This window comes from Glutamicibacter sp. NPDC087831 (assembly GCF_044742845.1).
In the GTDB taxonomy this organism is placed as follows: domain Bacteria; phylum Actinomycetota; class Actinomycetes; order Actinomycetales; family Micrococcaceae; genus Glutamicibacter.
On sequence record NZ_JBIUVH010000005.1, the window covers coordinates 15,763 to 37,067 of the forward strand.

A 21,305-nucleotide genomic window follows, 5' to 3' on the forward strand; every position below is an offset into this window, starting at 1 on the left:
AGTGGTTGCGGTGATGTGATCGTACTCATACAGTTAACGCCAAGAGGACGACCTCAACCACCACACAGGTGCCGGATGATGATGCCCGGAGCCAGGAGGAGAGAACCATGGTGCAGGAATACCGCCAGGCCTATGACCAAGCCACCAATGACCCCGCCGCATTCTGGCTGCAAGCTGCCCGGGATATCCACTGGGACAAGGCGCCGCGGATTGCGCTGGATGATTCGCGCAAGCCGCTGTATGGCTGGTTCCCGGATGGCATGCTGAACCTTTCGGCCAATGCGCTGGACCGCCACGTCGAAGCCGGACGCGGCGAGAGCACCGCCTTGGTCTACGATTCGGCAATGCTGGGCACCGCCACCACCTACTCGTACTCCGAACTGCTGCGCGAAGTGGAAATCTTCGCCGGCGTGCTGGCTGGACGCGGCGTGAAGGCCGGTGACCGCGTGCTGGTCTACCTGCCGATGATCCCGCAGGCGGCCATCGCGATGCTTGCTTGCGCACGCCTGGGTGCAATCCACTCGGTGGTCTTCGGCGGCTTCGCGCCCAAGGAACTGGCGGCCCGCATCACCGACTGCGCCCCGGTCGCGATCATTACCGCCTCCGGCGGCATCGAGCCAAGCCGCCGCATCGAATACCTGCCGGCAGTGGCCGAAGCGCTGGGCCTGGCCGAGCCTGCGGTCAGGGACGTGATCGTTGCCCACCGCGATGGCTTCGAGCACGGCCTGGACGAATACCAGGCAAAGCCGGTCAACGGCCAGCAGATCAATTGGCTGGACTGGGAAGAGCAGGCGAAGACCGCCTCGCCGGCCGGGCCGGTCTCCGTGCCATCCACCCACCCGCTCTACGTGCTCTACACCTCGGGAACCACCGGTGCCCCCAAGGGCGTGGTGCGCGACACCGGCGGCTACGCCACGGCCCTGCAGTACTCCATGAACGCGGTCTACGACGTGCATCCGGGAGACACCATGTTTACCGCCTCCGACGTGGGCTGGGTGGTCGGACACTCCTACATCGTCTATGCGCCGCTGATCGCCGGGGCCACCACGGTGCTCTACGAGGGCAAGCCCATTGGCACTCCGGATGCCGGCGCGTTCGGCCGGATCATCGAGGACCACAAGGTCACCACGATGTTCACCGCGCCGACTGCGCTGCGCGCGGTGCGCAAGGCCGACCCGGAAGGCGCGATGATCGCCAGCCATGATCTGTCATCGCTGCGTGCGCTGTTCGTTGCCGGCGAGCGGCTGGATCCGGATACCTACCACTTCGCCTCGAAGCTGCTGGGCATCCCCGTGGTGGATAACTGGTGGCAGACCGAATCCGGCTGGCCGATCGCGTCCAACCCGCTGGGCCTGGAAGAGCTGTCTGCCAAGGCCGGTTCGCCGACCACCCCGGTACCGGGGTTCGACGTGCAGATCCGCGATGCGCTGGGCGAGCAGCTCGGCGCGAACCAGGAAGGCAACATCGTTGTCCGGCTGCCCTTGCCGCCCGGCGCCTTGACCACCCTGTGGGGCAACGACCAGCGCTTCATCGACACCTACCTCTCGCAGATCCAGGGGTGCTACCTCACCGGCGATTCCGGCTTCCTGGACGACGACGGCTACCTGTTCGTCATGGGGCGAACCGATGACGTGATCAACGTGTCCGGGCACCGCCTGTCCACCGGTGCCATGGAGCAGGTGCTGGCCAGCCATCCCGCCGTGGCCGAATGCGCGGTGATCGGCCTGGCCGACGCGCTCAAGGGCCAGCGGGCCAGCGGCTATGTGGTGCTCAAGTCCGGTGTGCAGATCCAGGAGGAAACGCTGAAGAAGGAAATCGTCGCGCTGGTGCGCCAGCATATCGGTGCGGTGGCCGACTTCCGCGAAGTCACCGTCGTGGCGGCGCTGCCCAAAACCCGTTCGGGCAAGATCCTGCGCAAGACCATGCGGCAGATTGCCGATGGCAAGGAATACTCGGTCCCGTCGACCATCGAGGACACCGCGGTGCTCGACGAGCTGGTGCCGCTGCTGCGTCCCGAAGCCTAGGGGAAACCAGAGCCTAGCTGCGCGAGGCTGCCCGGTATTCGTATTCCGGGCGGCCTCGTGTGCCATGCCGGGGCTGCTTGACCACGGCCTTGACCTCGGCAAGATGCTCCAGATAGCGCCGGGCGGTGACCCGGGAGATGCCCAGCTCTTCTCCGAGCTCGGTCGCTGACAGGCAGGTATCGGGCTTGCTGCGCAGATGGTCGGTGATCTGCGCCAGCGTTTCCGGAATCAGCCCCTTGGGCAGGGACGCGGAAGCGCTGGTGGTGCGCAGGGCCGAGAACGCATTATCCAGCGCGGCCTGGCTGGTATCCGGGCCGGTGGAGCTGATCTCGGAAATGAACCGCCGGTGGTTCTCCAATTTCTCGGTGAACGCCGCGAAGGTGAAGGGCTTGATCAGGTACTGGGTGATTCCGGTGGCTACCGCCGAACGCACCACAGCCAAATCCCGCACCGCGGTAATGGCGATGATGTCGGTGGTCAGCCCGCGGCCGCGCATGCGCTTGGCGACGTCGATGCCGTGCAGGTCGGGCAGGGTCATATCCAGCAGGACCAGGTCAAAGGGATCCTGGGCATCGCGGGCCGCGGCCAGGAGCCCGAGCGCCTGCTGGCCGTTGGCGGCAATGGCGCCGGTGGCGAATCCCGGAACGCGGTTGACGTACTTGGCGTGGGAGGCGGCAGTTTGCGGCTCGTCGTCGACCACGAGCACCTTGAAGCTGTGCGAGGCGGTGCCCGGCGGGGGCGTGGCTGCAGGGGATTCGTGCACGGTACCCTCCTGGGCTAGTCGCTGATTCTCAAGGGCAAGGTGACGGTGAAGATTGCGCCGGCATCGTTATCAACACCCATTGTGCCACCTAGCCGCAGCACCGCCTGCTGCACCAGTGCCAGCCCCAGGCCGCGCGGCTGGCCGCCGGCCTTGGTGCTGGCCCCGAAGCGCAGCAGCTGATCGAGGAACTCGGGTTCGATGCCCGGGCCGGAATCGGCCACCGCGATGATCAGCTCGTCATCGGCCGCGGCCACTTCCACCCACACCGTCGCGTCCTGGGTGCCCGCCGAAGCATCCAGCGCGTTATCCAGCAGGTTGCCGACGATGGTGACGATGTCGGTGGCGGCAAAGGCATTGCCCGGAATCATGCCCTGCGCGTTGATATCGAGATTCACGCCGCGCTCATGGGCTTGGGCGGCCTTGGCCACCAGCAGGCTGGAAAGATAGACGTCGTCGATGGAATGCACGATCGCATCGGTGAGCTTCTGCGAATGCTGGCGGTCATCGACCGCGAAGGCCAGCGCCTTGTCGCTCTGGCCATTTTCGATCAGCGTGGCAATGGTGTGCAGGCGGTTGGCATGCTCATGGGTTTGCGCTCGCAGGGCGGTGGAGAAGGTCTTCAGCGATTGCACTTCGCCGGCCAGTTCCTGCACTTCGGTCAAATCGCGCAGCGTCATGACCTGGCCGGTCACCGGCTGGGAACCGAACCAGCGGGCCGGCAGCCCGCCGCGGCGGGGCAATCGCGCGTTGGTCAGGCGGGCCGGGCCCTGGGAAATGGACAGCACGGTGTGGGTGCCCAAATGGATTTCGTCCTTGCAGCTGCGTCCGGTCGCCATCAGGGTGCGCAGGGTTTCGGGGATCTGCACCTGGTCGAGGTCCAATCCGCCGGAAGGCACTTCCTCGGGGAAGCCGAGCAATCTGGAAGCTTCCTGGTTGTAGAGCACGATGCGGTGCCGCCGGTCCAGCAGGACCAGGCCCTCGCGAACCGAGTGCAGGGCCGAGAAGTAGAAGGCGTAGAGCCGGCGCAGCCCGTGCGGGCCGAAGCCGAGCGTGGCCTGGTTGACGTAGCGGGAGAAGGACCATGAGCTGAAACCCGCCAGCAGCAGGGCCAGCGCCGAAACGGTCATGATCTGCGGAAGTTCGCTGCGGTAGATCGACTCCAGGCTCTCCAGCGTGATGCCCGAAGAGACCATCCCCACCAGCTCGCCGTCGTGGTAGACCGGGGCGATGGTGCGCACCGAAAGGCCCAAGGTGCCCGCGGCCACCTCGTTGTGGGTCTGGCCGGCCAGTGCCTGGTTGATGCTGCCCGAATATCCCTTGCCCAGCTGCTCGGCGTCGGGGTGGGTGACGCGCAGGGCATCGGGGGTCATGATCGTAATGAAATCCACGCCTTGCCCGCGGTCCAGGATCTTGTCGGTGTAGGGCTGCAGCTGCTCGGTGGGGCGATCGCCGGCCAGGGCCTGGGACACGAAAGGATCGTTGGCCAGGGTGATGGAAATCGTGGCCACCGTGGCCTGCTTGTCATCCTGGATCACCTGCGCCTGGTGCTGGTAGGTGGCGACCGCCAGGCCCACGACGACGAAGATGACCACCAGCATCTGGGCGGCGAAGATGACTACCGCCAGGGACCAGCCGTCGCGGCTGAGCGGTGCGGGGGAGGCGGCCTCGCGGGTGGGGCGGGCCAGCGACAGGTCGGTGAAATGATCGGTCACTGCGCTCATCTCCTTGTGCTGCCTGGTCCTTGTACTGTTCACCGCGTGACCAATATGAACGCAATGGAGATGCGGATCACTTCGAGCCGCACCATGGATACAGAACGATTCTACGTAATGCCGGCTGTGCAAGGGTGCACGGTTCGGTTCCATGCGCTCACAAGGGTAGGACTACCATGGCTGTCACAGACCAGATGCCGCCGGCAGGCAATTCGCCGCAGGCCGGAACGAAGAAGAAAGACAAGACCCACTGGCTGTACATCATGGTGATTGCCGCCGTGGTGCTCGGCGCAGCGGTCGGCCTGCTGGCCCCGGAGGTGGGCAAGGCCCTCAAGCCCCTGGGCACCGGATTCGTCGCACTGATCAAGATGCTGATCGGTCCAGTCATCTTCTGCACCATCGTCCTGGGCGTTGGTTCCATTGCCAAGGCGGCAACCGTCGGCAAGGTCGGAGGCCTGGCGCTGCTGTACTTCATCACCATGTCCACCTTTGCGCTGGCCATCGGCCTGGTCGTCGGCAACATCATCCACCCGGGTTCGGGGCTGAAGCTCGAGCCGTACGAGTCGGGATCCGGCGGCGGGGAGAACTCCACCGTGGCCTTCCTGCTGGAAATGATTCCGGGCGACATCCCCGTGCTGCCGACCCTGGTGCTGGCCCTGCTGGTCGGCTTCGCGCTGCAGTCCATGGGCAAGTCCGGCGAGCCTGTGCTCAACGCAGTCAAGCACATCCAGGCGGTGGTCTTCCGCCTGATGATGATGATCATGTGGGCTGCCCCGATCGGTGCCTTCGGTGCCATTGCCGCAGTGGTCGGCGCTACCGGCTGGGCCGCCATAGGCTCGATGGCGATCCTCATGGGTGCCTTCTACGTCACCTGCGCGCTCTTCATCGTCGTCGTCCTCGGTTCCCTGTTGCGCCTGGTCACCGGCCTGAACATCTTCCTGCTGCTGAAGTACCTGGCTCGCGAATACCTGCTGATCTTCTCAACCTCATCCTCCGAGTCGGCACTGCCGCGCCTGATCGCCAAGATGGAGCACGCAGGGGTGTCCAAGCCCGTCGTGGGCATCACCGTGCCTACCGGCTACTCCTTCAACCTCGATGGCACCGCCATCTACCTGACCATGGCGGCACTCTTCGTCTCAACGGCCATGGGCATGCCCATGAGCCTGAGCGAGCAGATCGGCCTGCTGGTCTTCATGATCATCGCTTCCAAGGGCGCAGCCGGCGTGACCGGCGCGGGCCTGGCCACCCTGGCAGCCGGCCTGCAGTCGCACCGCCCGGAACTGCTGGACGGCATGGGCGTGATCGTGGGCATCGACAAGTTCATGTCCGAGGCCCGCGCGCTGACCAACTTCACCGGCAACGCCGTGGCAACCTTGCTGATCGGCAAGTGGACCAGGGAGATCGACATGGACCAGGCCAAGGCCGTACTAGCGGGCAGCCTTCCATTCGACGAGAGCAGCGTCGAAGGCCACTAGGACCTTGCTGGAAATCCGTTATCCGACACGTTCGGGTAACGGATTTTCTGCGTCTGGGCGCCTTTGGCAAGATAGGGCCCAGCCGGGCGCAGCAGCCAGCAGGCGGAAAGGCATCATGGGTTCAGCGGTACGAGTGTGCTTTGTCGGCGATTCCTTCGTCGCAGGAGTCGGCGAAGAAACCCATCGCGGATGGGCGGGGCGGCTGGTCGCCCGGGGAATCGAACGGGGCCATGGGCTCACCGGCTACAACCTCGGTGTTCGCGGCGATACCAGCGCCATGATCCGGCAGCGATTCGAAGCTGAATGCGCCGCACGCTTTCCGCCAGGGGATTACGCGCCAGGCGTGGTGCTCTGCTTCGGAGTCAACGACGTGATCCGCTGGGACGCGAAGCCGCGGGTGGCCGCCGGAGAACGGATCCAGAACCTCGAGGCCATCCTGGATGCGGCAAAGGAACGCAATTGGCCGGTTCTCATGATCGGTCCGCCGCCGATCGCCGATGATGCATTGAACGCGGAACTGCGCGAGCTGGATGCGCAAATGCGGGCACGGTGCGCATCGAGGAATGTGCCTTATCTAAGCGTGTTCGGGGATCTCGCGGGACATGAGCTGTGGCGCCGCCAAGTGGCCGCCGATGATGGAGCGCACCCGCGCGCAGCAGGCTACGACCTGCTGGCGGGGATGGCCAGCCAGGCTTGGGACCCGTGGCTTGCGGAACTGGGCAGCTAGGCTGGAGCAATGAACGGGACACCGCACCGGCAGCAGTATCGTGCACTGGCAGACGCCGAGGAAGAACTGGTCGAACTCGCCCGGCGGACCATTGAGGCAGCAACCGACGCGCCCGATGGCGGCGACGGGGTGCACACCATGGGTGCCGCGGTGCTGGCTGCCGACGGCGCCATGCACGCGGGCGTGAATTTCTACCACTTCACCGGAGGCCCGTGTGCAGAGCTGGTGGCCTTCGGTGCGGCCCGTGCGGCCGGGGCAAGGGATCCGCAGGTGGTGGTGGCGGTGGGCAACCAGGGGCGCGGCATCAAAAGCCCGTGCGGGCGCTGCCGCCAGGTGATGGCTGATAGCTATCCGTGGCTGCGGGTCATCGTCGATACCCCGCACGGGGCGCGCAGCATCGGCATTCGCGAGCTGCTGCCGTTGTCTTTCGACTGGTTGGCCGAGCAAGCCTGAGAGCCTGATGCCCGGCTCAGCGCGAGAGGCCGGGCAAGGGCGAAGCGAGCACCACCCGGTTGCCGTCGGGATCCTGCAGCTGCACGATCCGTGCTCCGCCGCCGGGCTGCGGGCCGTGATGCCCGATGCCCGCATCCAGCAGGCGCGCGGCCTGCGCGTCGAGGTCGGCCACTTCCAGGACCAGCGTGCTGTATCCGGCACGGTCGGGCTCCGCGAAGACCTGGACTCCGAATCCCGGGGCCAGATGCCATTCGAGCAGCCCGTCCATGGGCCGCTGGTCCGGCGCCCGGTTGAAGAGCCGCGCGTACCAGTGCTCGGCTCGGGCCAAATTCGATACCGTGCAATTGCTGAGCATTCCCGTGAACATCTGCCTCGCCCCTTATGCCGCCGGATGCCGGCGCGTGTGGAACCATTCGACCACCGGAATGCGCCAGGATCAAGAACTTATCCGAATAGCCAGCGGATGATCGGGCTGGGCACCAGGGCGCTGCCCAGCCGGGGACTCCACGGCAGGATCACCCTCCAGTGCCTGGCCGGTGGCTAGGGCCAGATCGCAGAGGTGGTCAAGCAGTTCGCGTACCGTCCAAGCGGTGCATGGCGCGGGAATCCTGGTTCATGATGATTCCGGTTTTCGGCCCAGAAGCACGCAGGTCAGTGGCCGGCCGCGGTGAGCAGGCGCTGCAGGCGCGGGCCGAACTGGACCTCATGATCCAGAGCCATCAGCTCGTCGATCGACGCGTGCAGCTGTTGCGCAGCGAGAATCGACTGGATGTACTGCCAATAAGCATGCAGCTCCTCGGCCCGTGTCCACCCCGGTGCCGGTTCATCCGGGCCCACCACAACCAACGCGGTTTCGCGGATTCCGGCCGGCGTCACCTGCGCCCATTCTTCGCTGCTGGACCATCCGCGGTCGTCGAGCACCACGATGAATAGCCCGTCGTCCAGTTGGGCCTGGAGGAGCACACGGACCCTTGCCTGCTTGCTGCCTGGCTCGGCTTCCGCCCAGCTGGCGAGCTTTTCAATGGTGCGCATCGCGCCCTTCCCGTAAATGCCAGATTGCGTTCAGCTCGCATACAACATTAGAGCTAAGGTTCAAGGTAAAGGCTCGCCGTGGAAGAACCCAAAAAACCAAGATCTTTTGCTTCGACCGATAACCTTGAAAAGAGCTTACAGCTCGAAGAATCAGGTTTATCGAACGGGAAGTGTGGTTTACCCATCGTGAGCGAGGAACAGGGAAACAAGCACCGCGGAGCGGGGATGCTCAAGGAGCCTCGCCCAGTGGGTCCTACTGGCAAGCCATTGACAGATTTCCCCGTGCCAGCACCGTTGCCATCGCACGGCCCGGCACGCGTGATCGCCATGGTGAACCAGAAGGGCGGCGTTGGCAAGACCACCTCCACCATCAATCTCGCCGCCGCGCTCGCCGAGTACGGCCGCAAGGTGCTGCTGGTGGACTTCGACCCGCAGGGCGCGCTGTCTGCCGGCTTCGGAACCAACCCGCATGAAATGGACATCACCGTCTACAACGTGCTGATGGACCGCAAGGTGAAGATCACCGACGCCATCGTGAAGACCGACGTCGAGAACATCGATCTGCTGCCAGCCAACATCGATTTGTCCGCAGCCGAGGTGCAGCTGGTCAACGAGGTCGCCCGCGAGCAGGTGCTGGAACGTGCGCTGCGCAATGTCATCGACGACTACGATGTGGTGCTCATCGACTGCCAGCCATCGCTGGGCCTGCTGACCATCAACGCGCTCACCGCCGCCCATGGCGTGATCATCCCGCTGACCGCAGAGTTCTTTGCGCTGCGTGCGGTGGCATTGCTGATGGAAACCATCGACAAGGTCAAGGACCGGCTGAACCAGGTGCTGGAGTTGGACGGCGTGGTGGCCACCATGTACGACGCCCGCACCCTGCACAGCCGCGAGGTCATCACCCGGCTGGATGAGGCCTTCGGCGACAAGCTCTTCGAGACCGTCATCAAGCGCACCATCAAGTTCGCCGACGCGAACGTGGCCGCCGAACCGATTACTTCCTACGCCGCCAACCACCCGGGCGCTGAGGCCTACCGCAACCTCGCCCGCGAACTGATTTGGCGTGGTGGTGCCCCGTAATGAGCGCCACGCTCAGCGAAGAAGCCGCCACCGATTCCACCACGCCAGCAGGAGCTGAGCAGGAATCGGCTGGCGGTTTTCGCCTTGCCCTGCAGAATTTCAACGGGCCCTTCGATGTGCTGCTGCACCTGATTACCAAACGCGAGCTGGATATTACCGAGGTCGCGTTGGCAGAGGTCACCGACGAATTCATCGCCTACCTGCGCGAGCTGCAAGCCACCAGTGCCGCCGAGGGGAGCGACGGGATGAAGGTGCTCGATGAAACCACCGAATTCCTCGTGGTCGCCTCCACGCTGCTGGATTTGAAGGCGGCCCGCTTGCTGCCGCGCGGCGAAATGGCCGATGAGGAGGACTTCGAGCTGCTCGAAGCCCGCGACCTGCTTTTCGCGCGGCTGCTGCAGTACAAGGCCTTCAAGCAGGCCGCCGAGTTCTTGGGCGAACGCTACGGAATCGAGGGAGCGCGCCATCCCCGCGAAGTCTCGCTGGAACCGCAGTTCGCGGCCCTGCTGCCGGAACTGGTGTTCAGCATCGGGCCCGACGCCTTGGCCGCGATGGCGGCCAAGGCGCTGGCGCCGAAGCCGGAACCGGAAACAGAGGTCGGCATCGGGCATCTGCACGGGGCGAACGTCACCATTGCCGAGGAAGCCGATGCGATCACCGCCCTGCTCGAAGCCCGCGGCACGCTGGCATTCACCGAGCTGGTGGCAGACGCGGATGCGCAGCTGGTGGTGGTCGTGCGTTTTCTGGCATTGTTGGAGATGTTCAGGCAGAGAGCCATTAGCTTTGCGCAGGAAGATCCGCTCGGCCCGCTGCTGATCTCGCTGGTCCAGGAGTCCAGTTTCGATGCGCAGGCCGTGCAAGACGACTACGAGGGGAGTGGTGGTGAGGTGGATCATGAGTGAGATTGCACCCATTGACCAGCTGCCAGGAGGCCTGGAATCGGGCCTTGAAGCGGTGCTGATGGTCGCCGATATCCCCGTATCTTCGGCGCGTTTGGCCGAAATCTTCGAAGTCCCCACCGCCAGGGTTGCCGCCGCTTTGGAGACCCTTGCTACCGAGTATGATAGTAAGGATCGCCCGCGCGGATTTGAACTGCGTCGCGTCGCCTCCGGGTGGCGCTTCTATTCGCGGGCCGATTACGCCGATTTCGTCTCCAGTTATGTGCTCGACGGGCAGACAGCACGCCTGTCACAGGCCGCCCTAGAAACCCTGGCTGTCATCGCTTACCGACAGCCGGTCTCGCGTGGACGTATTTCGGCGATTCGAGGTGTCAACGTCGATTCAGTGGTGCGCACGCTGCTCACCCGCGGATTGATCACGGAGTATCCGGAAGTTGGGGATGGCGGAGCGACGCTGTACCAAACCACCGAATACTTCCTGGAACGACTGGGACTGGGCTCGCTTGATGAGTTGCCTGCGCTGTCCCCGTATCTTCCCGGGGTGGCCGACCTCGAATCGCTCGATTCGGCAACCTACGACGACTAGGTAGCTGCCAGCCGGCAGCTACAACGGACCAACCACGCGTGAAGCCCCAAGACTGGCGGGCTCGCGCAGCGAACACGTAACAGCAAGGGACACAGGCAAGCATGAGCAGGGGACCATCCTCAGGCCGCAACGATCGCGGCAACAATTCAAACTTCGGCGGCAAGCCAGCAGGCGGCCGCGGCACTACCGGCGGCAAGGCCTACGGCAAGCCAGGCGGTGCAGGCCGCACCGGTGGCAAGTCCTTCGGCGAGAAGCCATTCGGCGAGAAGCCGTATGGCAAGTCCGCCTCGGGCAAGCCAGGGGAAAAGTCGAATTCGGCCAAGCGCAACACCGCAGCACCGCGCAAGAACTCCGAGCGTGCTTTCGGCAAGGAACGCTTCGGCAACTCCGTGCCGACCAACTATGCGCGCCCGACCCAGCGCGCCCGCGCCCAGGCTCGTGCCGAAAGCCAGGCAGCTCGCGAGATCAACGGCGAGCAGCAGGACGGCATCCGCCTGCAGAAGGCCATGGCCAACGCCGGGGTGGCCTCGCGCCGCGTCTGCGAGGAGATGATCCTCGAAGGCCGCGTCGAGGTCAACGGCAACCTGGTCGTCGAGCTGGGTTCGCGCGTGGATCCAGCCAAGGACCGCATCCACGTCGATGGCATGCGCATCCAGATGAACCAGGCAAACCGCTACTTCGTCTTCAACAAGCCGAAGCACGTGATGTGCACCATGGATGACCCGGAGGGCCGCCGCACCATCGCCGACTACTTCAAGAACGAGCACCACTCGCTGCGCTTGTTCCACGTTGGCCGACTGGACTACAAGACCGAAGGCGTCTTGATCCTGACCAACGACGGCGAGCTGGCCAACCGCCTGCAGCACCCGAAGTACGAAGTCCCCAAGACCTACCTGGTGCAGATCCCCGGCCCGCTGCCGCGTGCGGTAAGCAACCAGCTGCGCGAGGGAATCAAGCTCGAAGATGGCTGGATCAAGGTCGATGACCTGAAGATCATCGCCACCACACCGAAGCACGTGATGGTCGAGGTGACCCTGCACTCGGGCCGCAACCGCATCGTGCGCCGCATGTTCGACGCCGTAGGCCACCCGGTCCAGCGCCTGGTGCGCGTTGCCGTGGGTCCGGTGCTGCTGGGCGACCAGAAGCAGGGCACCATCCGCTCCCTGGGCAACCAGGAAGTCGGGCACCTCATGGCCATGGTGGGGATGTAGCCCATGGCGTCTTCTCACCTTGCAGGCCCGGTGCTGGTCATCGGCACCGGCTTGCTGGGCACCTCGGTGGGATTGGGCCTGCGCGCCAAGGGCGTGCACGTCTACCTGTCGGATATTTCGCCGACCGCTGCCGGAGTAGCCCAGGACATTGGCGCCGGGGTGCTGCTGGAGCACCAGCAGATCGCCCCGGAACTGGTCGTGATCGGTGCTCCGCCGGATGTCACCTCCGCCCTGGTGGGCGACGCGCTGCTGGCCTATCCGAACGCGGCCGTGGTGGACATCGCCAGTGTCAAGGGCTCGATCCTGGCCGGCGTGCTGGCGGACGAGCGGCTGGGCGAGGCTGAGACTTCCCGCTATGTGGGGACGCACCCGATGGCGGGCCGGGAGAAGTCCGGACCGGCCGCGGCCCGTGGCGAATTGTTCACCTCCATGCCGTGGGTCATCTGCGCCCATGAAGGCGCGCAGGCTTCGCGGGTTAAAGCCGCCGAATCCCTGGCCATCGACCTGGGTGCGACCATGTACCGGATGAGCGTGGCCGAGCACGATGAGTCCGTCGCGCTGATCAGCCACTTCCCGCAAGCGGCCAGCTCGATGATCGCCTCGCGCCTGCTGAACGCCGAAAGCCACCAGCTGGCCTTGGCGGGCAACGGGCTGCGCGACACCACGCGCATCGCGGCCAGCGACGAGAAGCTCTGGATCCAGATCTTCTCGCACAATGCCGCCGCACTGGTGCCGATCCTGACCGGGATGAAGGAAGATCTTGACCGGCTGATCAGCACGCTGCAGAACCCGCAGGGCCCCGGCGCGCTGCTGGACCTCTCGCAGCTGATGACCGAAGGCAACGCCGGCAAGGCCCGGATTCCGGGCAAGCACGGCGCACCGCCGCAGGCGTTCGCGTTGGTCACCGTCGTGATCGATGACCGGCCGGGGCAGATCGCCCAGTTGCTGGCCGAAATCGGCGACGCGCAGATCAACATCGAGGATTTGCGCATGGAGCACTCCGCGGGCCATCAGGTCGGCATGGTGGATGTTTCGGTCGTGCCCGGCCGGCGCGATGAATTGATAGATGTATTGACCAAGAACGGATGGAAGGTAGCCCAGTGAGCACCTTGAACAACGACAAGCTGGTTATTGCCATCGACGGCCCTAGCGGCTCCGGCAAGTCCTCGGTCTCCAAGGCCGTCGCCCGCAAGCTGGGCGCAGCCTACCTGGACACCGGCGCCATGTACCGTGCGATCACCTACTCGGTGCTCGCCGATGGCACCGATCTGTCCAACGCCGAGGCCATTGCCCAGGCCGTGCGCGATGCCAAGCTGTCCATCTCGGTCGATCCTGATGCTGAACTGGTTGAAATCGGCGGTGTAGACGTGACCGCGGCAATCCGCGAACCACGCATCTCCGAGCAGGTTTCCACCGTTGCCACCAACCTGGACGCGCGTGCCGAACTGGTCCGCCGCCAGCAGGAAATCATTGCGGCCAACACCCGCATCGTGGCCGAAGGCCGCGACATCACCACCGTGGTCGCCCCGGATGCCGATGCGCGCATCCTGCTGACCGCATCGGAAGAAGCCCGCCTGCGCCGCCGCGGCCTGCAGCTGGGCGGATCGCAGAACGAGTCGCAGCTGGCTACCCAGGTGCTGGCGCGCGATGCGAAGGACTCCACCGTGGTGAACTTCACCCAGGCTGCCGACGGAGTCATGACCGTAGACTCCTCGGACCTGGATTTCGAGCAGACCATCGACGCAGTGCTTGACGCAGTCGGCACTGCAACGAAAAACTAGCCTAAAGCTGGTGCCCATCCTCGGCGAGAGCCGATGAAGATTACGATCGCTGTGAAGGGAAAATCATGAGCGAGAACAACTCCACCCACGACGAGGAATACATCCCCGTTGGAGACGACGATATCGCCGAGCGCCTGGCCGAACTGAGCGAGGAAGAGGCCGCGGTTCGCGCCCAGGCCCTGCTCAGCGGACTGGAAGACTACGAACTGGACGAAGAGGACTCCGCCCTGCTTGCAGGCCTGGATAGCTTCGATGACGACGATGAAGACGTTGTCATTCCGCCGGTCCTGGCTGTTATCGGACGACCTAACGTCGGCAAGTCCACCTTGGTCAACCGCATCCTGGGCCGCCGCGAAGCGGTAGTCGAGGATACCCCGGGCGTCACCCGCGACCGCGTGTCCTATTCCGCCGAGTGGGTGGGACGCCCATTCACCATCGTCGATACCGGTGGCTGGGAGCACGATGCCAAGGGCATCCACGCCTCGGTTGCCGACCAGGCCGAAATTGCCGCCGACGTCGCTGACGCCATCCTCTTCGTGGTCGACTCCCACGTGGGCGCGACCGCAACCGACGAGGCTGTGGTGAAGATGCTGCGCAAGAAGGGCAAGCCGGTCTTCCTAGTGGCCAACAAGGTCGACGACTTCAACCAGGAAGCCGAAGCCGCCGCGCTGTGGGGACTGGGATTCGGCCAGCCATGGCCAGTCTCGGCCCTGCACGGCCGCGGCACCGCCGACCTGCTGGACGCTGTCATGGAGAAAATGCCGGCCCATTCGGCTTTCGGCGGCATGATCCCATCGGGCGGTCCGCGCCGCATTGCGCTGATCGGCCGTCCGAATGTGGGCAAGTCCTCGCTGCTGAACAAGGTGGCCGGCTCCGAGCGCGTAGTTGTCGACGATCTGGCCGGCACCACCCGCGATCCCGTGGACGAACTTGTCGAGCTGGGCGGCCAAGTCTGGCGCTTCGTGGATACCGCCGGTATCCGCCGCCGCCAGCACATGGCCGTCGGCTCGGACTACTACGCGTCGTTGCGTACCCAGACGGCGCTGGAGAAGGCCGAAGTCGCCGTCATCCTGCTGGCTGCCAATGAAACCATCTCCGAGCAGGACGTGCGCATCATCCAGCTGGCCATCGAAGCCGGCCGCGCGATGGTCATCGTCTACAACAAGTGGGATGAGGTGGATGAGGATCGCCGCTACTACCTGGACCAGGAGATCGAGCGCGACCTTGCCCATATCGAGTGGGCACCGCGCGTGAACATCTCGGCGAAGACCGGCTGGCACAAGGACAAGCTCGTTCCCGCACTGAATACCGCGCTGGAATCCTGGGACAAGCGCATTCCAACAGGCAAGCTGAACGCCTTCCTGGGCGAACTTGTCGCAGCCCACCCGCACCCGGTGCGCGGCGGCAAGCAGCCACGCATCCTGTTCGGCACCCAGGCTTCGGCCCGTCCGCCGCGCTTCGTGCTGTTCACCACCGGCTTCCTGGATCCAGGCTACCGCCGCTTCATCACCCGGCGGCTGCGCGAAACCTTCGGTTTCGAAGGAAGTCCCATCGAGGTTTCGATGCGAATCCGCGAGCGCCGCGGACGCAATCGCTAAATTTCGAATTTAGCCCTTCACTTGGTGTAGGCTAATAAAGGAGCTTTTCGCAGACGGCACCCTTGGTTCTCACGACTTGGGGATAACGGCTGCGAGGGCATCGGGCTATGGCGCAGCTTGGTAGCGCGCCTCACTGGGGGTGAGGAGGTCGCAAGTTCAAATCTTGTTAGCCCGACGATCCAATCGGAAAACCCCGTCGAGAGTTTCTCTCGGCGGGGTTTTGCCGTGCCTCCCCAGAATTCCACACCCACGGCGAAGATCCGGAAGATGGTCCAATGCAACGCAGATTCCAGCAGGTCGATGTCTTCGGCGCCACCCCGTACAAGGGCAACCCGCTAGGCGTGGTGCTCGACGGGCAGGGCCTGGATACCGAGTCGATGCAGGACTACTCGCTCTGGTCCAATCTCTCCGAGGTCACCTACGTACTGCCGGCCAGCGATGAGCGGGCCGACTACCGTTTCCGCATCTTTGCGCGCGAACGCGAATTCCCATTTGCCGGCCACCCTGCCTTGGGCACAGCGCGTGCCTGGCTGCATGCCGGGGGAGTGCCGCAGGATCCGAAGCAGCTGGTCGTCGAGTGCGAAGCTGGTTTGGTACCGATCAGGATCGAAGGTGAAACGCTTTCCTTTGCTTCGCCCCCGGCTGTTCGAACCGGTGCAATTGCGCCGCACGAACTGACGGAAATGATCCAGATCCTGGGCATTGAGCCCGAGCAGATTGTGGATTCGCAGTGGACGGATAACGGGCCGGGGTGGGCCGCGGTGCTGCTGGAAAACTCGCAGCAGGTTTTGGACATCGCACCGCGGATCCCCAATAGGCCGGGACGCTGGAAAATCGGGGTCTTCGGCGCACTGCCGCAGTCGTCGGCACCGGAAAAATTCGAAGTCCGAGCTCTGGCCATTGAAAACGGGGGCTTGCGCGAGGATCCGGTCACCGGAAGCCTGAATGGAGCGGCCACGCAATGGCTGATGGCCGCCGGGCACGCCACCGCGCCACTGGTCAACCGGCAGGGTGCGAAAGTCGGACGCGATGGGCATGTGCATCTGGACTTGGCCGACGGCCAGCTTTGGGTTGGCGGGGCCGCGAACGTCCTGATTGAGGGCATCATCGAGCTGTAGTGCGCAAAACCTTGCCTGTTGTGATGGCTTGGGCTTAGCCTTGAATGGTGGGAACGTTAATTCATGGAGTCCATTTCCTCTAGGCGGTAACCAGTGTCGAGCTTCGCTCCGCTGACGCCATCTTCATTGCACCTTTGTGGTGCCCGCCAACCACCAGCACCGCACCGGCCCTGATTACTCGGCGAACCGGTGCTAGGCAGGAAATTCCCATGACCCAGTCCCAAAATATCCACCAGTCTTCCCAGCATGAGCGCGAAACCGAACCGGACTACGTATGCTCATTGCAAGGCATCGCAGTCAGTTTCGGCGAACGGGATGTGCTGACCGGCATCGACCTTGCAATTTCCGGTACCGACCGCATCGCAGTACTTGGCGATAACGGTTCGGGAAAATCCACGCTGATGCGCGTGATTGCAGGGAATCTCGAACCCGACCACGGGCAGCGGAAGATGAACGCGCCCGGTGCCGTTGCCTACGCTGCGCAGAACCCGAGCTTCGCTGCGAACATGAGCGTGCAACAGGTGATCGATTCCTATCATCGGCGCTTCCGTGAACTGGAAGGCTTGATGCGCGTCGTCTCGGCCAAGCTCGAAGATGCTCCAGAACCTGTCGCCGAACGTTTGATGAAGCAGCTGCAGCAGGTTACCGACCTGTATGAGGCGGCCGACGGCTATTCGCTGGCTCCGCGCCTGGATAGCGCCTTGGCGCAGCTGGGCCTAGGAGATCTGGATCGCCAGCGCCTTGTGTCCCAACTTTCCGGTGGGCAGCGATCCCGGCTGTCGCTGGCCTGTGTCCTGTGTTCGGGTGCGCAATTGCTCCTGCTCGATGAACCAACGAACGACCTGGACGAGGCGGCCATGAACTGGCTGGAGCGCACCCTGGATAAGCATCGCGGTGCGCTGGTGCTGATCAGCCATGACCGGATGTTCCTCAAGCGTTTTGCCCGATCCATCGTGGAGGTTGCCGACGGGTCGGTCGCGCATTACGGCAATGGCTATGACGGTTATCTGCATGCCAAGGAGCAGGAGCGCATCGCGATCCGCGTCGCCTACGAAAATTGGGTGCAGGAGCTTGAGCGTTCACAGAACTTGGTTGATAAGTATGCTTCACGCGTCAGCGCCATTCCGCGCAAGCAGGAGAAATCCAGTTTCGGACATGGAAATTTCCGGGCCCGCGATTCCAGCCATGGGTCGACCTCCAAGATCCGCCAGGCAAAATCCCGAATCGAAGACCTCGAAACCCACCGGGCACCCGAGCCGGCTGCTGAGCTGTCCTTCTTGATGCCCGGCAGCACCCAGGACCAGGCTGGTGGCGAAACCTTGCTGCAGGTGATGAACGCCCGGCGCGGCTCGGATCCGAAACTGTCCTCGCCACGCTTCGACATCAAGCTCGGCGAGCGCTGGCTAGTCACCGGCCCCAATGGTGCTGGCAAATCCACATTGCTCAAAATGCTCGCCGGAGAACTGGAATGCGCCGAGGGGAAGATCGAGCGCGCTGCCAACTTGCACTGCGGTTGGCTCCGCCAGGAAGTCGGAATTTTTCCTGGCAGCACCCTGGTTGAAGCCTTCGCCGCGGCCACCGGCCAGTATGTCCAGGACGCCGGTGCGTCCCTGGCCCAGCTGGGCCTGTTTTCGCCGCAGGATTTCCTGCGGCACCCCATGGCGCTTTCGGTAGGCCAGCGCCGCCGCCTGGAACTGGCTATTGCGGTCAGCACCAAAGCGCAGATGCTGTTCCTGGACGAGCCGACGAACCATCTCTCACCGGCCTTGGTGGAGCCGCTGGAGTCAGCGCTGGCGGAATATCCGGGCGCCGTGGTCACGGTCAGCCACGACCGGCGCTGGCAGCAGAAAATGCGCGAGCATTCGGTGGTGCATCGGCTCGGGGTGGAAGCAGGACGCGTCGAGCTGATCAGGTAGCGCTGGAGTTCTGGCTTCTCAAGTTCAGTCCGCCATCAAACAGGTGCTGCGGGTCAGTTCTCTCGGACAGGGCACGCAGCCGGGTTCCGGTCTGCCCAGGCCAGGCGAGCTCGGCAGCCGAACGGCGAACGTCCGAAGAGTAGGCGCCGTACGCGCCGGTGCCCAGAACCTGCAGGGCAGCGAACGACTGGTCCTGCTCGGCGATGCCCAACGGGTGGATCCAGGTAGCTGCCAGCACTTCTTGATGCCGCGACCCCCAGGCGGTGGCGTGGGCCGGAACCCGGGCTACGGCACCGCCCAAGGCCCGCAATTCGCCGACCAGGCTGGCCCGATGGGCCAATGACTGCGCCATGGCATCGCCCAACTGCTCATCCGCCTGATCGACCAGGACATCACGCATTTTGATGCGCTGCTGACCGGCATGCGGCGAATTCGGGGCTGGCACGATCAGCGGATAAGGTACTAGCTCGGTGCGCGAATCGTGAAGTAGGGCCAGGCCCAGGGCCTCGCGCAAGACCGGTGCTGCCTGGTCCTGGCCATCATTCGCGAGGGAGCGGATCGGGAACCACCGGCGATCCTGCCATTTGCCGCGGATTGCGCTGCCACGGCCAGCATCATTCGCCCCTATCTGTCGGCCACCAAATGGAAGCCGTGGCTGGTCGGAGATATCTCGTCCTCGCGCGACTTGGAGATTGGCGGGAAGTTCAACGCGGTGCACGGAGCCTATGGGCGTTCGCAACTTAATGAAGAGCAGATGCTGGAGTATGCCGGACCCGAGTGGGAGCATCGGTAGCAGCTGGCATCAGTGATGGGCCCCGGCGCGAGGTTATTGCGCCGGGGCTTCTGCCCATCTGCGGCTTAGGGTGGCCGGCGCAGCGTGCGTGAACTTGTGCCTGAGCTCACAGATTGTATATGATTAGTGTGCGATAAAAGATCATGCAGTTCTAATATCGAACATCATATTTATTGACTGAGGTCATCACAGGGAATTGGGGGATGAAACGGTGCAGTTTCACCACAACGGATACATTTCAGCCGATCCATGGGTGCAGCCAGCGGCTGGCGTGGGCATAAACCGTCCCATGGAGATGCCCGATGTCATGGATGTGCTGATCGTCGGTGCCGGTCCCGCAGGCATCATCACCGCCGCCCAGCTTTCCCAGTTCCCTGATGTGCACACCCGCATCATCGACCGACGGCCCGGCCGCCTGGAAATCGGCCAGGCCGACGGGATCCAGTCACGCACGGTGGAGACGTTCCAGGCTTTCGGTTTTGCCGAGCGCATCACCGCCGAGGCCTACATCATCAAGGAAACCACCTTCTGGAACCCTGATCCGCAGAACCCGGATCAGATCATCCGCACCGACCGCACCGCCGATGATCCAACCGGCGTCAGCGAATTCCCGCACCTCGTGGTCAACCAGGCGCGCGTTATCGACTATTTCGCTGATTTCGCGGCGAACTCCCCAGCTCGCACCGTCCCGGACTACGGGTGGGACTTCAAGGAACTGGTCGTTGAAGATGGCGAAGAGTACCCGGTGAAGGTCACCCTGATCGGCTGCGGCGAGAGCAATGACGGCATTGAGCGTGTAGTGCGTGCCAAGTACGTGGTCGGTTCCGATGGGGCCAGAAGCAATGTCCGCCGCTCGATCGGCGCGAAGCTCTCCGGTGACAAGGCCAATCACGCTTGGGGCGTCATGGACACCCTGGGCCTGACCAACTTCCCGGATGTGCGCACCAAGTGCGCCATCCATTCCAAGGCTGGTTCGATCCTGCTGATTCCGCGCGAAGGCGGGCAGCTCTTCCGCCTCTACGTCGACCTGGGTGAAGTTCCGGAAGGGGATAACGGCAAGGTTCGCGAGACTCCGCTGGAAGAAATCATCGAGCGGGCCAAGGCGATTTTGAATCCCTATACCCTCGAGGTCAAGGACGTCGCGTGGCACAGCGTCTACGAAGTAGGCCACCGGCTGGCTGACCGCTTCGATGATGTGCCGGTTGAAGAGATCGGTACCCGTGAGCCGCGCGTGTTCATTACCGGCGACGCCTGCCACACCCACTCGGCCAAGGCCGGCCAAGGCATGAACGTCTCCATGCAGGACGGGTTCAACCTGGCCTGGAAGATCGGCTATGTGCTCTCGGGCCAAGCTCCGGAAAGCCTGCTGCGCACCTACTCGGACGAGCGCAAGGTGATCGCCAAGGACCTGATCGACTTCGACAAGAAGTGGTCCTCCATCATGGCTGCTACTGCGAAGGAGCTTGAAGGCCAAGAAGGCGTTGCCGAGTTCTATGTACGCACGGCCGAATTCCCTGCCGGCTTCATGACCGAGTACGCGGCATCTGCGCTGGTCGCCGGCAAGGAGCACCAGGAGCTGGCCGCCGGATTCCCCGTGGGCAAGCGCTTCCGCTCTTCGGAAGTCATGCGCTTGGCCGATGCCAACCCAACGCACCTGGGCCACCACCATCGTGCCGACGGCCGCTACCGCATCTACGTCTTTGCTGATCAGCAGCCGGTGGGAGAGTCCCAGAAAATTGCCGCCTTGTCGAGTTGGCTGCTGGAGAATGAGCGCTCGCCACTGGTTCGCTTCACGCCGAAGGGTGCCGACGCCGACGCGCTGTTCGATGTCAAGGTGGTCTACCAGCAGGACTACACCACGATGAACGTGAATGACGCGCCTAAGGTGTTCCGTCCGGACACCGGCGTGTTCGGCCTGATGGATTACGAGAAGGTCTACACCGCATTGGACGGCTCGGACATCTTCGAGGAGCGCCAGATCTCCCGCGATGGCGCGATCGTGATCGTCCGTCCGGATATGTATGTTGCCAGCATCCTGCCATTGGATGCGGCCAACGAGCTGGCCCGTTTCTTCGAGCCGATCCTGCTGGAGCAGAACTAGTAGCGCCCTCGCTCCACACATCACCGATGGCGC

General features: G+C 63.9%; 20 protein-coding genes and 1 tRNA gene. 15 read left to right on the top strand and 6 right to left on the bottom strand.

The features are described 5' to 3' along the window. Positions 1–107: 107 nt before the first annotated feature. The gene (locus ACIOJF_RS14830; protein WP_402741812.1) at positions 108–2,024 is read left to right on the top strand and encodes an AMP-binding protein; all 1,917 of its coding nucleotides are present in this window, start codon (positions 108–110) and stop codon (positions 2,022–2,024) included. A gap of 13 nt (positions 2,025–2,037) precedes the next feature. Here the strand turns inward: ACIOJF_RS14830 and ACIOJF_RS14835 are convergent, their stop codons facing one another. Together ACIOJF_RS14835 and ACIOJF_RS14840 are read right to left on the bottom strand one after the other, a co-directional pair. Then, positions 2,038–2,787: a response regulator gene (locus tag ACIOJF_RS14835; protein WP_332503127.1), complete on the bottom strand. Its 750-nt coding sequence runs from the start codon at positions 2,785–2,787 to the stop codon at positions 2,038–2,040. A gap of 14 nt (positions 2,788–2,801) precedes the next feature. Beyond that, the gene (locus tag ACIOJF_RS14840; RefSeq protein WP_402741813.1) at positions 2,802–4,508 is read right to left on the bottom strand and encodes an ATP-binding protein; all 1,707 of its coding nucleotides are present in this window, start codon (positions 4,506–4,508) and stop codon (positions 2,802–2,804) included. Positions 4,509–4,675: 167 nt separating this feature from the next. Here ACIOJF_RS14840 and ACIOJF_RS14845 point away from each other — a divergent pair, with 167 nt between their 5' ends. The 3 genes from ACIOJF_RS14845 (at position 4,676) to ACIOJF_RS14855 (ending at position 7,154) form a co-directional block, all read left to right on the top strand. Continuing rightward, on the top strand, positions 4,676–5,974 hold the full coding sequence (locus ACIOJF_RS14845; protein WP_105659041.1) for a cation:dicarboxylate symporter family transporter: 1,299 nt from the start codon (positions 4,676–4,678) through the stop codon (positions 5,972–5,974). A gap of 115 nt (positions 5,975–6,089) precedes the next feature. Continuing rightward, on the top strand, positions 6,090–6,701 hold the full coding sequence (locus ACIOJF_RS14850; protein WP_402741814.1) for a GDSL-type esterase/lipase family protein: 612 nt from the start codon (positions 6,090–6,092) through the stop codon (positions 6,699–6,701). A gap of 9 nt (positions 6,702–6,710) precedes the next feature. Beyond that, a complete protein-coding gene (locus tag ACIOJF_RS14855) occupies positions 6,711–7,154 on the top strand; it encodes a cytidine deaminase (protein WP_332595002.1) in 444 nt (147 codons plus the stop codon). Between the two features lie 16 nt (positions 7,155–7,170). Here the strand turns inward: ACIOJF_RS14855 and ACIOJF_RS14860 are convergent, their stop codons facing one another. The 3 genes from ACIOJF_RS14860 to ACIOJF_RS14870 all read right to left on the bottom strand — a co-directional run bounded on the left by ACIOJF_RS14860 (position 7,171) and on the right by ACIOJF_RS14870 (position 8,186). Then, positions 7,171–7,521: a VOC family protein gene (locus ACIOJF_RS14860; protein WP_105659044.1), complete on the bottom strand. Its 351-nt coding sequence runs from the start codon at positions 7,519–7,521 to the stop codon at positions 7,171–7,173. A 69-nt stretch (positions 7,522–7,590) separates the two neighbouring features. Beyond that, on the bottom strand, positions 7,591–7,761 hold the full coding sequence (locus ACIOJF_RS14865) for a maleylpyruvate isomerase N-terminal domain-containing protein (protein ID WP_400290988.1): 171 nt from the start codon (positions 7,759–7,761) through the stop codon (positions 7,591–7,593). A 44-nt stretch (positions 7,762–7,805) separates the two neighbouring features. Further along, a complete protein-coding gene (locus ACIOJF_RS14870) occupies positions 7,806–8,186 on the bottom strand; it encodes a hypothetical protein (protein WP_332728413.1) in 381 nt (126 codons plus the stop codon). Between the two features lie 186 nt (positions 8,187–8,372). Here ACIOJF_RS14870 and ACIOJF_RS14875 point away from each other — a divergent pair, with 186 nt between their 5' ends. The 10 genes from ACIOJF_RS14875 to abc-f all read left to right on the top strand — a co-directional run bounded on the left by ACIOJF_RS14875 (position 8,373) and on the right by abc-f (position 18,378). After that, the gene (locus ACIOJF_RS14875; RefSeq protein WP_013348536.1) at positions 8,373–9,269 is read left to right on the top strand and encodes a ParA family protein; all 897 of its coding nucleotides are present in this window, start codon (positions 8,373–8,375) and stop codon (positions 9,267–9,269) included. Next, entirely contained in the window at positions 9,269–10,171 is a 903-nt protein-coding gene (locus ACIOJF_RS14880; protein ID WP_105659046.1) for a ScpA family protein, read from the top strand. Before ACIOJF_RS14875 ends, ACIOJF_RS14880 begins: the two co-directional genes overlap by 1 nt. Beyond that, positions 10,164–10,754, top strand: coding sequence for an SMC-Scp complex subunit ScpB (gene scpB / locus ACIOJF_RS14885; RefSeq protein WP_105659047.1), 591 nt, complete (start codon positions 10,164–10,166; stop codon positions 10,752–10,754). Before ACIOJF_RS14880 ends, scpB begins: the two co-directional genes overlap by 8 nt. A gap of 101 nt (positions 10,755–10,855) precedes the next feature. After that, entirely contained in the window at positions 10,856–11,965 is a 1,110-nt protein-coding gene (locus ACIOJF_RS14890; RefSeq protein WP_105659048.1) for a pseudouridine synthase, read from the top strand. A gap of 3 nt (positions 11,966–11,968) precedes the next feature. Then, complete coding sequence (locus ACIOJF_RS14895) at positions 11,969–13,069, top strand: prephenate dehydrogenase (protein WP_105659049.1); 1,101 nt, start codon at positions 11,969–11,971, stop codon at positions 13,067–13,069. Then, a complete protein-coding gene (gene cmk, locus ACIOJF_RS14900; RefSeq protein WP_105659050.1) occupies positions 13,051–13,746 on the top strand; it encodes a (d)CMP kinase in 696 nt (231 codons plus the stop codon). The genes ACIOJF_RS14895 and cmk overlap by 19 nt, the downstream gene beginning before the upstream one ends. Positions 13,747–13,811: 65 nt before the next feature. After that, positions 13,812–15,344, top strand: a complete 1,533-nt coding sequence (gene der / locus ACIOJF_RS14905) for a ribosome biogenesis GTPase Der (RefSeq protein ID WP_402741815.1) — start codon at positions 13,812–13,814, stop codon at positions 15,342–15,344. 101 nt (positions 15,345–15,445) lie between these two features. After that, a tRNA-Pro gene (locus tag ACIOJF_RS14910) sits at positions 15,446–15,519 on the top strand. 100 nt (positions 15,520–15,619) lie between these two features. Further along, positions 15,620–16,462, top strand: a complete 843-nt coding sequence (locus tag ACIOJF_RS14915; RefSeq protein ID WP_105659052.1) for a PhzF family phenazine biosynthesis protein — start codon at positions 15,620–15,622, stop codon at positions 16,460–16,462. A gap of 209 nt (positions 16,463–16,671) precedes the next feature. Beyond that, the gene (abc-f, locus tag ACIOJF_RS14920) at positions 16,672–18,378 is read left to right on the top strand and encodes a ribosomal protection-like ABC-F family protein (protein ID WP_402741816.1); all 1,707 of its coding nucleotides are present in this window, start codon (positions 16,672–16,674) and stop codon (positions 18,376–18,378) included. Here the strand turns inward: abc-f and ACIOJF_RS14925 are convergent. Beyond that, on the bottom strand, positions 18,371–19,096 hold the full coding sequence (locus ACIOJF_RS14925) for a hypothetical protein (protein WP_402741817.1): 726 nt from the start codon (positions 19,094–19,096) through the stop codon (positions 18,371–18,373). The two genes, abc-f and ACIOJF_RS14925, sit on opposite strands and share 8 nt — an antisense overlap. A 286-nt stretch (positions 19,097–19,382) precedes the next feature. Here ACIOJF_RS14925 and ACIOJF_RS14930 point away from each other — a divergent pair, with 286 nt between their 5' ends. Beyond that, positions 19,383–21,272 (top strand): FAD-binding monooxygenase, encoded by a 1,890-nt coding sequence (locus ACIOJF_RS14930; RefSeq protein WP_105659056.1) that lies wholly within the window; start codon positions 19,383–19,385, stop codon positions 21,270–21,272. Positions 21,273–21,305: the final 33 nt, after the last annotated feature.